Raw genomic sequence first — 13,243 nt, forward strand, 5'->3', positions numbered from 1 at the left:
ACAGGGGGGCGGGTCACCGTGGCGGGAAGAGTCCTACCTTCGTTGCCGCAGTACCGCAAGGACGGTGTGACACGCCGGATCTGCGCCACGGTCCATCTCCATGACGATCTCGCCCGGGACATCGACCGCGACCTCACCGGCGACCGGCTCACCGCGATCGGGCTCACCCTCGGTATCAACTTCGTGGCGGTCGCCCGGCACGCGCGCGTGGCCGTCCGGCGCAGAGCCGCCCTCGACCGCCAACTCGCCGTGCTCGGCGCCCTGTTCCTCGCCTCGCTGCTGGTCGCCCTGTGGTCCCTGCTCGCCGGAGGCGCCTCCCTCGTCCTCCTCGCGGTCTACGGCCCCCTGGGCGTCCTCGTCGTCACCTGGGCCCTCGTCCATCACACCCAGGCCCGGGCCAGGGACGCGGCACAGCAGGTGTTCCGCGGCGCCGACCGGCCGGAGACGCTCGTCCCGCCCATCGAGCAGGCGGCGGAGACGCGGCTGCACGAACTGAAGCGCTCCAACGTCCTGCCGTACGCCGACGAGACGGCGCTCGTCAATCCGTTCGTCGGCAGCGGCAAGAGGCTCCAGGAAAGGGAAGTCATCTGGGGGCCCATGGACGTCAGTGAGCCGGCCGAGGGCCCGGGCGGCACCAAGCTCCCGATCACCGACTTCGACGCCATCGACCTCCACACCTACGTCGCCCGCCACATGGAGGGCATCTCCGGGCTCGACGGACTGCGCACCAGGAACCGGCTCTACGTCCTCGGCAGCAACGCCTATCTGCTCCCGGAGCTGGTCCCCGACCGCGCCGGGCGCCCGAACCCGCACGTCCCCAAGCAGCTCGTCCAGGCCGGACTGCAGCGGCCCGGCGCGGGCATGCGGACCCATCTGTGCCTGGAGCGGGTCGGTGAGGGCGGGCGGCTCATCGTCTCCATGTACCTGCGGGCGATACTCGCCCGGCCAAGCCTCAGCTGGGAGGTCGCCGCCTACGCGATCCCGCCGCTCGAAGCCCGCTTCCACGCGGTCGACACCCTCCCGCTGGCCCGCTTCGACCGCTGGTGGAGCCTCGTCAAGTACGCCACCGGCCACACCTGGTCCGAACTGAGCGGCGCCCCGGGCCGCATGCTGGAGCGCTCCCGATGGCGGCACGACAACGACCGGGCCCTGCGCAAACTACGCCGCAAGATCAAGAACCAGCACGTCATCGTCGACTACGGCGCCGCCACCAGCCTGCGTGAGCAGTACGGCGACTGGGACCAGGCGGGCTATGCGGAGCGCATGGACGCGCTCGACTATCTCGTCCGCCTTCAGCAGGGTGTGCTGACCGCGACCGAGCGCTTTCTGAAGGACCACAACGTCGACACGAGCTCCTTCGACAACGCGCAGAAGATCATCACGCAGAACTACCACGTCAACACCGTCAACGGGCCCAGCATCTTCGGCGCGGGCGGCACGATCCAGCAGAACAGCGGCCCCCAGGGCGGTGGGCCGCAGGGCGCCCAGGGCGGCGGTGGGAAACCAGCGCCCAAGCCCTGACGCGGGACGGAACAGGAGCCGATACATGAGCAGCAACTACCACATCAACAACGTCAACGGCCCGGCCATCCTGGGCGACAACGGCCGTATCGAGATCAACAACGGCACCGACCCCGCGGTCCTGCTGCGACTGGCCGACCAGCTCGTGGAGCGGCTGCGGGCGGAGAGCCCCGCGCTCGTCCCGCAGGCCCAGGTCGTCCAGGGTGAACTGGCCGACGCCGGACAGCAGGGGCGCCCCGCCGACCAGGGCCGGATCCGGGCCGCCCTGGAGACCATCGGCGCCGGGGTGGCGGCGGGCAGCGGCGGACTCGCCCTGGCCCAGGAGATCGGGCGCATGCTGGGTTTCTGACCGCCGCGGGCCTCCGCCCTACTTGGCGCGCACCACCGCCCGCACCCCACCCCCGAGGTCCAGTTCCAGACCCGAGCGCAGCGGTACGGTCTGGCCGGGGGCGATCTGTTGGGACGTACCGTCCGAGCGGGTGGCCGTCCAGGTCTCCTTCGAGCGGTTGGCGATGCCGAACCGGCCCGGTTTCGAGGGGTGTTCGACGAGTTCGGCCACCAGGCCGGCGTCGGAGCAGTCGTGGCGTGTCGGTTCCGGGAGCAGATGGTGCGTCTGGACCCGGGCAGCCCGGCGCAGCCGGATGTGGTGCTCGGCGCGAGGCGGCGGCGTGGTAACCGTCAGCCGGGGCGGCAGCACCAGCCGCTGTCCGCACCCCCAACAGGCGCGCGGGGGAGGGTTCTCGCCCGGTTCCGTCATGTTCTCCCGGCCGCAGGAGGCGCACTCCACCACCGAATCCAGCACCGCCCGCAGCGCGTTGCGCCACTCCGACTCGCGCACCCGGGCATGCGGATCGTGCAGACCGGTCGTGAAGCTGCGGCGGAACAGCTCCTGGAGGGTGCCGGCCGCCGCGGCCCAGGTCGCCAGGACCGTCGCGTGCTCCATCGGATCGGGCGCGTTGGAGGCGTCCGCCGGATCGAACACGAACAGCGGGCTCTTGCCGTACAGCCGCTTCTCCGCCGCCTCGTCGAAGCAGTGGATGCCCAACTCGCGCCTGCCCTCCAGTGGATGATGGTTCATCAGGAGCATGAACAGCAGCACGGCGAGCGAGTGCAGGTCGGTCTGGGTGCCGGGGCGTGCGTCGGGTTCGGCGCGCACCAGCTCCGGGGCCATGAACTTCATCGTCCCCGAGATACCGCTGGCGTCGCCCTCCACCACGGCGTTGTCGTTGTCGCAGATCAGTACGTCACCGGTGGACGGGTCGAAGAAGACGTTGCCCCAGGAGATGTCCCGGTAGGCGACACCCCGTGAGTGCAGCGCCTGGTACGCCTCCACGGTGTAGAGGCAGGCCGTCAGCAATGCCCGGGTGCTGGTGCGCAGTTGGCGGCGGAACAGGTCGGGCAGGCCCTTGAAGCGCTCCGGGCGCAGCCCCATCAGATAGCCGAACGAGCCCTTGTGCGCGGACACATACGCCTCGGGCCACAGGAACCGGTCGTCGTCGAAGTCGCGCTGCACCAGCTCCTGCACGATCGCCTGCTGCTCGGGCGTCGCACTCGTCGGGTAGTACCACTTCAGGGCCTTGTCCCCGGCCGCGGTCCGCACCCGGTACACCTCGCCCTGGCCACCCGCGCCGAGCATGCCGATGATCTCGGCCTCGTCGCCGTTCTCCACGGCCAGCAGCGTTCCACTGTCGAGCATGCCGCTCATCGCTCAACTCCCCGTCTTCTGTTCCGTTTCCAGTGCCCGGTGGACCGGCCGCAGCGCGGCCACCAGCGTCGTGTCGTCCCCGGAGTACTGCGCGGCCTGCCCCAGCCACTGAGGCAGCGCGGCCCGCACATCCGCGGCGCCCCGATCCGTCAGTCGTCCGTCCAGGCCCGTCACGAACTCCCGGTAGCCGTCGGCCGAGGCGAAGCTCTTCGACAGACCGTCCGTCGAGAGCACCACCAGACGCGGCCCGCGCTCCTCGTCGAACAGCGGCGCCCAGTGCGTCCGTACCGCACGCCAGGCCTGCGCGCCGCACAGCGACTCCGTCTCGTCGCCCAGGTCCTCCTCGGCGGGGGCCAGCGGCCGGCGCAGCTCCCCGTCGTGCTCGACCACCGCGAGATCGCCGTCGCCGATCTGCCACGCCACGAACAGCGACGGGGTGAGCACGGCGCCGATCAGCGTCGTGCCGTACAGCAGCAGCTTTGCGCCCGGCTCCGGCTCGGCCGCGCCGTCGTCGGCGACCGGGCGGTGCCGCTCCCAGTGGCCGAGCGCCACCGTCCGCCACTCCTGGACCAGGGCGCGCGGGAAGTCGTCCCGGGCGCAGGCCATCAGCCGGGACAGGCGCCCCGGTTCATGGCAGTCGCGGGCCGCGCGTCCGAAGGAGACGGCGAGCGCGGTGAAGCGGTCCACGGCGAACCGCGCCCCCAGCTCGCTGCGGGCGTGCGCCGCCGAGCCGTGTCCGTCGGCCACCGCCAGCACCAGCGGCTCGTCGAAGGAACCGCCGCCCTCACAGGTCCACCAGTCCTGGTTGCACCGCTTGCCGACGCCCTGGACGCTGTCGCCCAGCGTTTCCCAGCGCCGCACCCCGAGCGTCACCACACGTCGTCGTCATCGTCGTCGTCGAGGACCGGGGGCGCGTACGGCTGCTTCGCCAGCGGGTCCGACGACCCCGCGACCGGTTGCGAGGCGGCCTTCACGGCCGCGGTCGACGCCCAGCGGATCGCGGCCGCGAGCTGCTTGGGGCTGTTCGCGTCCAGCGGCTGGAGCTCGGGGTTGCCGAGGAAGTCCTGGAGCACCGTGCGGTCGGCGTCGGCGCCGATCGCGATGGCCACCCGGACCGCCTTACGGCCCCACGGCGTCGCGTCGATCGCCTTCAGCCCCGACTTCCAGTCGTCCGTGGGCACCCCGTCCGACACCAGCGCGAGCACCGGCTTCAGCGCCCGCTGCGGCATCGGCGGGCTCTGCAGCTCCCGCGAGACCAGGGTGAGCGCCTCACCGAGGTTGGTCATGCCGTCCACCTGGACGTCCTGCCAGGTGAAATCGTCGACCGGGACCGGCGTTTGATGGTGCCAGCGGGCCGACGTGGAGAAGGTGATGGTGCGCAGCAGGAGTTGGGCGGCCGGGTTGTCGTGCGCCACCGACCGCATCTCCGGGATCGCTTCTCTGATCGCGTAGTTGAGCTGGCCGATCTTCTCGCCCTGCATCGAGTACGAGCAGTCGAGCAGCCAGATGAAGTGGACCGGCCGGTTGGCCATGGGCCCGCCGGGAATGTCACTCACGCCATTTCCTTTCCGCTGGTCGTGGGGTTCAGGTCAGCAGCCATCGCGCCAGCGCGGCCAGGGCGAGCACGGTCAGGGCCAAGGAGGCCACGAACACGCCCGCCATGGCGCGCCGCCAGCGCCCGATGGACGGTGTCACCTGGGTCATGCCGGGGTGTACTTCCTCTCACGGTCGCCGGTCGCGCGCAGCCGGATCCGGCGCTCCTTGCCGCCGCCGGGACCGGACAGCGCGCCGGTGCCGAGCCCCGAGACGGCGAGCAGCCACAGCACCGGCTCGGCCGCCCTGCGCTGTTCGCTCTCCAACGGGCCGGTGCCGGTGGCCGCCTGCGCGCTGACGGCCCAGTAGCGGGCCGCCTTGAAGTCGTGCCCGAGGGCCCGGACCAGTGGGCCCAGGCCGATCCGGTCCAGCCAGACGTCGATCTCCGCGCCCGGCACCGGCAGGGTCGTCAGCCCGTCCAGGACGTCCCGCTTGGTGACGACGGTGGCCACGCACAGCCGTCCGCGCCGCCCGGTCAGCGCCTCCAGCTCACCCGTCAGCCGCTGGAACGTGTCCCAGGGGCCCTGCGGCGAGGGCCGGGCCGCCTTCGCCTTCGCGCTGTCGGCCGCGCCGAGCTGTCCGCGCACCTTGGGGTCGGCCAGCGCATCGGCGACCAGGACGACCCCGTTGGCGTGCTGCAAGTACTGCTGGGCGCGCACCCGGTCGGCCTCGCTCACCGACTCGCCCATCGGGTCGTACAGATAGAGCAGTCGGCGCCGGCGCCCACGGGTGACCGTCAGCATCAGCGCGCGCGGCTGGCCGCCGGTGGTGGCGCGGACCGAACCGGTCTGGCGCAGCTCCTGGTTGAGGTCGTTCGCGGTGGCGCGGTCGTCGTCCGAGGCGTACTCCACGGTCAGCTCGCCGCGCCTGGCCCAGGCGTGCAGCCCCTCCACCATGGCCGCCATCAGCATTGTCTTGCCGGAGGAGGTACCGCCGACCAGCGGCGCGTGCACCACCCGGGTGGTGCCGGTGATCTGCGGCAACTTCTTTTCGCAGTAAGGGCATTGGGTCGCGAGGGACCCGCGCTTGGCGAACCGGGTCGTCGGCAGGCGGCGCCCGCACAAGCACCCGTGCCACAGGACGCCGTAGCGCCCGGGCCGCAGTGAGGCATGTCCCTTGCCGCAGCCGGGGCAGTGGTGGACGGCGAGCGGTACCGGCCGATAGCAGCCGGGGTAGGGGCACTTGGTCCGCACCCCCCTGGCCAGGGTCCAGGCCCGCTCCGCGCCCCACAGCACCGGTGCGGCGGCCGCGCAGCCCAGCCAGATCAGGGCGAGCAGCAGCGCGAACATCACGAGGAACGCGCCGAGCAGCAGCGAGGCCAGGGCGGTGCCCAGGAGCGCGCCCGCCGCGGTGCCGGGAGCCACGAAGACGACCAGCAGCACCGCGCCGACGGGGTGGTCGGCGCGCAGTCCGTCGGGGAGGCGGCCGCGGAACAGGTTCTTGGCGATCCGCGCCAGCCACGGGTCGGCGAGCCGCGTCCACATAATCCGCATGCCGTAGCTCGAGGCCGTCGCCCCGTCGACCCACATCTGCTGCCACCAGTAGGCGAACGGGGCGGGCTCGGCGTCGCTGACGACGGCCGGGACGCGCTGGTCGGGGCTGCCGCTGCGCCAGGGCCCGAGTCCGCGCCAGACGCCGCCCACGCCGATCCCGAGGAACTCCCACAGCACTCGGCCGAGGCCCAGGCCGGCGGCGATCAGCCCGCACCAGGCGAAGTAGATGTACAGCGGCAGCATGGGGTTCATCGGGGGCCTCCCCGGTGCGGCGGCTCGAGATCCCCGGGCCACGGGGCGCCCTGCTCGCCGCGCCGTCCGCGTCCGGACAGCCGTCCCGCGAGCCGCCCCAGCTTGCCGGGCCGGTTCCAGGACCGGAAGGCGTCCAGCTTCCCCCGGCCCGCGCGGCCGAGCGCCGCCTCCACCTCGACGAGGTCCTCGGCGGGCAGCGCCTTCACGATCGGCCGCAGCACCTTCGTCAACAGCGCCGAACTCGTCTCGTCCCAGGCCGTACTGGTGCCCGGATAGGCGCTCCACGCGCAGAAGCAGGCGGCCAGGTACGTCGGCACGACCCGCAGCTGGTTGCCCACTTGGTCCGAGCGCCCGGCGCGCTCGTACGCCGCGAGCAGCCCGGGCTCCTGCGAGCGGGCGAGGGCGTACAGCTCGCTCTCGGGCGCGTCGGGCCGCATGAGCCGTCGGCCCAGGGCCTCGAAGACCCGTTCCGTGACCGGGTCCGGCACCGGTTCGCCCGCCCCCGTCCGCAGCGACAGCGCGCGGCCGACCCAGTCCTGGCCCTCGCCCGGCGTCCCCAGCAGGCCCGCGAACTCCAGCAGCAGCAGCGCCGCCCGCTGCCCGTGCCGCAGCTCCGTGCCGAAGCAGCGCAGCAGATGGGCGGCGAGCACCGGGACGTCGGGGTCGTCGGCCGGTGCGGCGAGCGCGGCGTCGATCAGCAGGTCCCGGGTACCGGCCGTCCGGTGCAGATCCGACCCCAGCTCGTTGAGGAGCAGACTCGCCTCCTGCCCCGTCGGCAGCTCCCCGGGCCACACCAGATCGAGCGCGGTCCGCAGCACCGTGGTGTCGGCGTGCGGGGAGACCCCGCCAGTGCGCAGCAGACCGTGGAACCGGCCGAGCCGATCGCCCTCGCCCGGCGGCCCCGTCAGCACGCACATCCGCAGATGCGGGAAGGTCGGCTGCAGATGGACGGGCAGCTCGGACCCGGCCAACGCCCGCGCGGCGCCTGCCGGATCGGCGGCGGCGAGCGCGTCCAGCGCGCCGAACAGCGCGATCCGCAGCGCCGGATGATCACCTACGGCGTCGAGCAGCGCCGGGGTGCGCACACCGGGCGCCGACGCCACGACCGCCTCGGGCGCCCGCCACGCGGGGTGCCCCACGGATTGCTCCTCCGCTACGGCCGCCTGCTCGTCCGGTGCCACGGCCACCAGGGCGCGGGCGAGCCGCTCCGCCAGCTCGGGGAGCAGATCCTGGCAGTCGACGTCGAGCAGATCGGCGACCCGCAGCAGGGCGAGCGGCCGTCCGTCGGCGGGCCTGCCGGTGTCCGCGACCCCGGCGCGCAGGGCGGGCGCGAGATCCCGGGCCAGCTCGGCGTGGACCTGCGGGGTGAGCGACCCGGCACGCAGCGCGGGCACCGGGCCCCCACCGCGGACGGCGGACGCGAGCACCCGCGCGGCGAGCGGTGCGGACACGGCCGTCGGCACCCGTCCGTCCAGCCGCTCCCACAGCGCGGCGAGCGCGGCGGCTTCGTCCTCGTCGCTCTCCCCGGCCGCGCACAGTCCGGCGATCAACGCGGTCAGGGTCGCTTCGGGCAGGGCATGCCCGGCCGCCCATCGGGCCGCGGCGGCCCGCGCGTCCGACCGCAGCTCGATGCCCGCCGTCAGCGCCGCCACCGTGAGCGGCCCGAGGCCCTCCCCCGGGTCGCGCAGCAGATCGGGCCGCGCCGCGAGCCAGATCCGGGCGCAGACCTCGGCCCAGGTGTCGGTGACCGGTTCTGACGGCGGCCGGCCGGTGCAGTCGTGCACCCGGTACCGATGATCGTGCGCCACCTGTTCCGACGACGGCAGCGCCCCCACGATCTGCTGGCGCGCCTGCTGAGGGCGCCGTGTGTAGGTGGTGAACGTCAGCCGGTGCGCCTGCTCCCTGGGCAGCACCGCGCAGGCGAGCACGATCCACTGGGCCACCTCCGCGCTGTCGTGCTCCACGAGCACGATCTGCCCGGCCCCCGGATCCTTCGCGACCGCGCGCAGGTCCGCGAAGAACGGGGCCAGCCACGCGGCCCGGGACACCGCGAACGCCACCAGCCCCTCGGGGCGCAGCAGTCCGGACGGCTCGAACCGGTCGATGGGCGCGGGCCGGCCGTCCAGGGGAGTGGTGTCGGACCAGCGCGGCGACTCCCAGGCGGTGATGGGCAGCGCGCCGTCCGGCAGCCGGGACCCGGGAGGCAGATGCAGGGCGTGCGCGTGGAAGTTGCCCCAGCGGCCGCTGTAGTCGACGCCCGTGTAGACCGAGCGGCTCAACAGGCGTCCGCCGTCGGACAGTTCGCTGAAGCTGAACGCCTTCGGAAAGCCCTTGAGCTGCTCGGTGTCGGGCCGGGCCGGGAAGTCCCGCGGCGGCTCGTAGCCGATGAGCTGCTCGGCCTCCCGCAGCACGCCCTGCGGCACCCCCGGGCTGACCGCAGTGAACCGGAAACCGGAACCGTCCGGCCCGGGCGGCGCGGACGTGTAGTGCAGTTGGCCCGGCGTCACTCGCCTCGCCCCTTCCCCGTCGTACGGACCGGCAGCACCCCGCGCCGGGCCAGCAGCCACAGCAGCGGATCCTCCACCCGTATCGGCTGCGGCCCCGACTTGGGCGCGTCCGCGGGCGAGTCGGCGGGCGGCGGCGCACCCAGCGCCGACAGCCCGAAGAGCGACAACTCCGCGAAGTCCAGCTCCAGTTGTCGCACCAGAGCGCCCGAGTCCCACTCCGCCATCAGCGCGCGGACCTCTTCGTGCGCGGCGAGCCGGTCGTCCTCGTCGAACTTCCCGTCCGGGTGGGCGGCGTTGCGCAGCAGCGGCGAGTGCGGATCGAGTAGCGGCTTGAGCATGTCCGTCTTGGTCACGGCCACCGCGATCGGTGTGGACACCCGCCCGCGCGATCCGCCCTTGCCGTGGGCGCGCAGCCGGCGTGCGAGGTCGGCGGCGATCTGCTGCGGCGGGGTCTCCACCACGGGCAGCGGGGGTCCGTCGTGGACGGGCAACCGGTCGCGTACGGAGCCGAGTTGGAGCGGGTCGACCAACAGGACGATGCCGTCCGCGGCGCTGAGATAGCGGGTATAACGGTCCATCGCCTCGGCGCCCGCGAGATCCTCGCCCGCCGCATCGAAGAACACCAGCGCGGTGTGCCGGGTGCCCGAGCCGAAGCGCCCGCGCCGGGGCACGCTGAGCCGGTACAGCAGCGGATCGTTGAAGCCGAGGGCGGCCGGTCTGGTGGCGTCCGGCAACCGCAGCCGCTCGTAGAGGTCCTCCGCCATCTCCCGGTCCCGCTGCTGGGTGCTCTGCCCCATGGCGGCCAGCGAGGCGTGGTAGGCCTGTCCGACGCGGTGGTTCAACTCGTTGACCAGGACCGCGGCGTAGGTGCTCTTGCCGGAGGCCTTCGCGCCGACCAGCGCGATGATCCGGCTGTCCTGGTCGCAGTAGTCGCTCGGCAGGTCGCTGTGGCAGGTCCCGCACACCCGGGTCGTGGTGCCCACCCCGCACCCCGGGCACGGCACACTGCTGCCCGCGCCGAACCGCCACCTGGCCCTGCGGTCCGGTATGAACACCGGCCCGCGCATCCGGGCGCCCGGCGGCACCCCCGGACCCATGAACCCGGCCCAGACGTCGTCGCGTTCGGGCCCGCAGGGCGTCCCGCCGCGCACCCCGGTCGGGCTCATCAGACAGCGGTACGGCAGCTTCGCGGCGGAGGAGCGGGCGAAGCAGTAGGGGCAGATCACAGTCGTCATGGCTCAGCGCACCACCAGGGTCGCGGGGGACGGTTCTTCAAGGCGTACGGCGGCCGCGTACTCGCCCAGCAGGAAGCCGCGCAGGGTGTACGGGACCGGGCAGGGCGCGGCCGGCAGCTCCTGCTCGACCGTGCCGTGCCGGGTCAGGTCGGCACCGGGGATGCGCAGCACCGTCGTCCCGTCGGTGGCGCTGCGCGGGCGCAGGGTGCCGCTGCGCGCGACGCACACGAACTCCGGGACGTCCGGGCCGTACTCCTCGGCGGGGGCGGAGAGGGTGACGCGTAGCAGCGTACGGCTCCCACCCTTGAACCGGCGCCGGTGGCGCACGAGTTGATACCCGATGGAGGTGTCGGGCGGCAGCGCGGTCTCGGCGCCGGCCGCCGCCACGACGACGGCTCCGGGCACCTGCGGCACGACCGCCGCGCGGATCCGCACCCCGCGCGGCCCGACCGGAAGCCGCAGCCCGCCGCGCCGGTACGCATGGGCGGTGACGGTCCGCTCACCGCCGCCGTCCGGGCCGTCCCACACGACCGTGAGATGACTCGTGCCGTCGGGCCAGTCCAGCGAGACCAGGGCGGCACCGTGGGGCAGCCGCCGGGCGGTGAGACCGGTCACCGGCGGGAGCACCTCGACATCGACTGTGGGTCCGGCCAGGGCACGGTCGCCCAGTACGGCGACGGCGGCCACGCGCGTGTGCCCGGCGGGCGGTACGAGGATCGCGGGCGGGAGCTCGGCGGTGCGCAACTCCGTCGCCGGCGGCGGTACCCGGCCCGGCCACACCACCAGGCGGACCTCGGCTTCCTGTCCCCCTCCGGTCCAGTCGAACCGTACGGTGTCGCCTTCGGGTGTGGCGGTGAGGGTGCGGACCGGCTCGGGCCAGGGGTGGACGGTGTGGGTGGCGGCGACGCCCGGAGAGGGCACCAACTGACCGTCGGGCGCCCGGTAGTGGCACACGACCCGGAACGTGTGGCGGCCGACCGGCAGCCCGGCCGCCGTGAAGCTGTCGGTGCGGGCCTCCACCCGAACGGTCGTACCGTCCGGACCCGTGCGGTCCACCGTCACCTCTTCGGCGCCCGGCGGCTTTCGCCAGGTCCCCCTGATCCGCTCCGGACCGTCGGTCAGCGTCAGCCCGGTCACCTCCGGTGCGTAGAGCACCCGGTGGGACACGAGCGGGGGCCCGGTCACGCGTCCGTTCTCCAGCGGCAGGGCGGCGTAGCGGACGGTCGTGCCCAGGGGGACGGCCGTGTCCTGCCGCTCGGGCACCTCGCGCACCCGGGCCGCGCCGTCCTCGGTGCGGTACAGACACAGCAGCCGCCAGTCGGTGTCGGCCCGCTCCCAGGTCAACTCGACGCCGTTCGAAGAGAGTTCGGTCCGCAGGAAGGCCGCCTGCTCCGGCCGGTGGACGCGCACCAGACCGCGCAGGGCCCGCCGGTCGTCCGCCGCGAGATCCAGCGCGAGCAGGTAGTGATCGCTCGCGGTGTCCGTCCCACCGCGCCCCTCCGCGCGCCGCGCCGCCGTCAGCGCGGTGTCGACCGCCGCCGCGCGCGCCGCCAGCGCGAGCCGCAGGCGCTCCACCTCCGGGTCGCCCTTCGGTAACCGCTCCAACAGGGCGCGCGCCCGGTGCATACGGCGGTGCTGCCAGGCATCGGCGAGGGATTCGGCGGCGTCGCGCTGCCGCCGGTCGAGGGTGGCCCGGTGGCGGGAGGCCGCGAGCAGTCCGGCCGTCTCGTCGGGGTGGACGCCCAGGTCCTGGACGGTGCCGGGTCCGTCCTGGAGCAGGCAGATCAGCTGGTAGAGCACGACCCGGCGGGGTGCCTGCGGATCACGTCGGTGCAGCGCCGCCAGGAGCCGGGCGACGGAGGCTCCGGAACGGGCGAGTTCGTCCAGCAGATGGCCGTCCACCCGGCGCCGGCCGCGTCCGGCGGGGACATAGAGACCGTCGAGGACCCGTAGGCCGCCGTCCGGGGCGAGGGCCTCGCCGAGGTGCCGTAACCCCGCCGCGTGCTGGGCGGCGGCGAGTTCGGCGTAGCCGGGCACGAGTGGTGCCAGCGGCAGCCCGGACAAGGCCTGCGGTAAGCCCAAGTGGTGCCCGAACTCACGACCAGCCACCGGTGCCGCTCTCCCCCCGCTCGTCTTCGGGGGACCATCCCAGCAGAACAGCCGGGCGGGAGGGAGACTTTTACCGAATCCACCCAGGCCCGTCAGGCACCGACCGCCGCCAGCACCGGCACACGGGCCTCGTCGTACCGCTCCAGCAGCACGCGTGCCACTTCCGGCGCCGGGCCGAGCACATCGGCCAGTACGTCGGCCTCGGTGGCGCCCCGCGCGATGCGGTCCGGCAGGAAGCCCGGCGCGAGGACGTACGGCGCGACGGCCACCCGCTCGCAGCCGAGGGCACGCAGTTCCCGTACCGCGTCCTCGGTGCGGGGCAGGGATGCGGAGGCGAACGCGGGCCGCACGGCGCACCAACCGGTGTGCCGCCACTCCCGCGCGATTGCTGCGATCACCGCGCTCGCCTCCGGGTCAGTGGACCCCGCCGAGGCCAGTACGACCCCGATCGAGGACTTGTCGGCGGGCGTGAGACCCGCCTCGTACAGCCGCCGCTCCAGCGCCGTGAGCAGCAGCGGGGAGGGGCCGAGCACCTCCGCCTGCTGGATCCTGAGCTGCGGGGGCGCGTCCCGCAGGACCGCGGGGATGTCCGCCTTGGCGTGGAAGGCGCGGGTCAGCAGCAGCGGCAGCGCCACGACATCGCGTACGCCCTGTGCCGCCAGCGATTCCAGCACGCCCTGCACCGAGGGGATGTTGAAGTCCAGGAAGCCGGTCTCCACCCGCAGTCCGGGCCGCATCGCGCGCACGCGCCGTACGAGGGCGTGCACGGTCGCGGCGTGCCGCGGGTCGCGGCTGCCGTGGGCGATGACGAGAAGAACCGGCATGAGG

Annotated in this window: 10 protein-coding genes; 2 read left to right on the forward strand and 8 right to left on the reverse strand. The window is 73.6% G+C overall.

What is annotated here, in order from left to right; translation table 11 throughout:
• Positions 1–18 precede the first annotated feature (18 nt).
• Both OHT76_RS33270 and OHT76_RS33275 read left to right on the forward strand, forming a co-directional pair.
• Positions 19–1,521: a hypothetical protein gene (locus tag OHT76_RS33270; protein ID WP_328874547.1), complete on the forward strand. Its 1,503-nt coding sequence runs from the start codon at positions 19–21 to the stop codon at positions 1,519–1,521.
• A gap of 25 nt (positions 1,522–1,546) precedes the next feature.
• Complete coding sequence (locus OHT76_RS33275) at positions 1,547–1,870, forward strand: hypothetical protein (protein ID WP_328874548.1); 324 nt, start codon at positions 1,547–1,549, stop codon at positions 1,868–1,870.
• Positions 1,871–1,888: 18 nt separating this feature from the next.
• On the opposite strand, the gene OHT76_RS33280 is transcribed toward OHT76_RS33275, so the two are convergent.
• The 8 genes from OHT76_RS33280 to OHT76_RS33315 form a co-directional block, all read right to left on the reverse strand.
• On the reverse strand, positions 1,889–3,226 hold the full coding sequence (locus tag OHT76_RS33280) for a protein kinase domain-containing protein (protein WP_328874549.1): 1,338 nt from the start codon (positions 3,224–3,226) through the stop codon (positions 1,889–1,891).
• Between the two features lie 3 nt (positions 3,227–3,229).
• On the reverse strand, positions 3,230–4,102 hold the full coding sequence (locus OHT76_RS33285) for a protein phosphatase 2C domain-containing protein (RefSeq protein WP_328874550.1): 873 nt from the start codon (positions 4,100–4,102) through the stop codon (positions 3,230–3,232).
• A complete protein-coding gene (locus OHT76_RS33290) occupies positions 4,096–4,758 on the reverse strand; it encodes a vWA domain-containing protein (protein ID WP_328876683.1) in 663 nt (220 codons plus the stop codon). The genes OHT76_RS33285 and OHT76_RS33290 overlap by 7 nt, the downstream gene beginning before the upstream one ends.
• Before the next feature lie 168 nt (positions 4,759–4,926).
• On the reverse strand, positions 4,927–6,564 hold the full coding sequence (locus tag OHT76_RS33295; RefSeq protein ID WP_328874551.1) for a TRAFAC clade GTPase domain-containing protein: 1,638 nt from the start codon (positions 6,562–6,564) through the stop codon (positions 4,927–4,929).
• Complete coding sequence (locus tag OHT76_RS33300; protein WP_328874552.1) at positions 6,561–9,071, reverse strand: GTPase-associated protein 1-related protein; 2,511 nt, start codon at positions 9,069–9,071, stop codon at positions 6,561–6,563. Before OHT76_RS33300 ends, OHT76_RS33295 begins: the two co-directional genes overlap by 4 nt.
• Positions 9,068–10,306 carry a TRAFAC clade GTPase domain-containing protein gene (locus OHT76_RS33305; RefSeq protein WP_328874553.1) on the reverse strand — a complete coding sequence of 413 codons (1,239 nt, stop codon included), beginning with the start codon at positions 10,304–10,306 and terminating at the stop codon, positions 9,068–9,070. The genes OHT76_RS33300 and OHT76_RS33305 overlap by 4 nt, the downstream gene beginning before the upstream one ends.
• A gap of 3 nt (positions 10,307–10,309) precedes the next feature.
• Positions 10,310–12,415, reverse strand: a complete 2,106-nt coding sequence (locus OHT76_RS33310) for a hypothetical protein (protein WP_328874554.1) — start codon at positions 12,413–12,415, stop codon at positions 10,310–10,312.
• A gap of 92 nt (positions 12,416–12,507) precedes the next feature.
• A complete protein-coding gene (locus OHT76_RS33315; protein ID WP_328874555.1) occupies positions 12,508–13,239 on the reverse strand; it encodes a sirohydrochlorin chelatase in 732 nt (243 codons plus the stop codon).
• Positions 13,240–13,243 lie beyond the last annotated feature (4 nt).

It is taken from the genome of Streptomyces sp. NBC_00287, assembly GCF_036173105.1.
Lineage (GTDB): Bacteria > Actinomycetota > Actinomycetes > Streptomycetales > Streptomycetaceae > Streptomyces.

Excerpts from the sequence above, each read along its gene's own strand:
- OHT76_RS33275 (WP_328874548.1), top strand. The coding sequence starts at position 1,547 with ATGAGCAGCAACTACCACATCAACAACGTCAACGGCCCGGCCATCCTG.
- OHT76_RS33280 (WP_328874549.1), bottom strand. The coding sequence starts at position 3,226 with ATGAGCGGCATGCTCGACAGTGGAACGCTGCTGGCCGTGGAGAACGGC.
- OHT76_RS33290 (WP_328876683.1), bottom strand. The coding sequence starts at position 4,758 with ATGGCCAACCGGCCGGTCCACTTCATCTGGCTGCTCGACTGCTCGTAC.
- OHT76_RS33295 (WP_328874551.1), bottom strand. The coding sequence starts at position 6,564 with ATGAACCCCATGCTGCCGCTGTACATCTACTTCGCCTGGTGCGGGCTG.
- OHT76_RS33305 (WP_328874553.1), bottom strand. The coding sequence starts at position 10,306 with ATGACGACTGTGATCTGCCCCTACTGCTTCGCCCGCTCCTCCGCCGCG.
- OHT76_RS33315 (WP_328874555.1), bottom strand. The coding sequence starts at position 13,239 with ATGCCGGTTCTTCTCGTCATCGCCCACGGCAGCCGCGACCCGCGGCAC.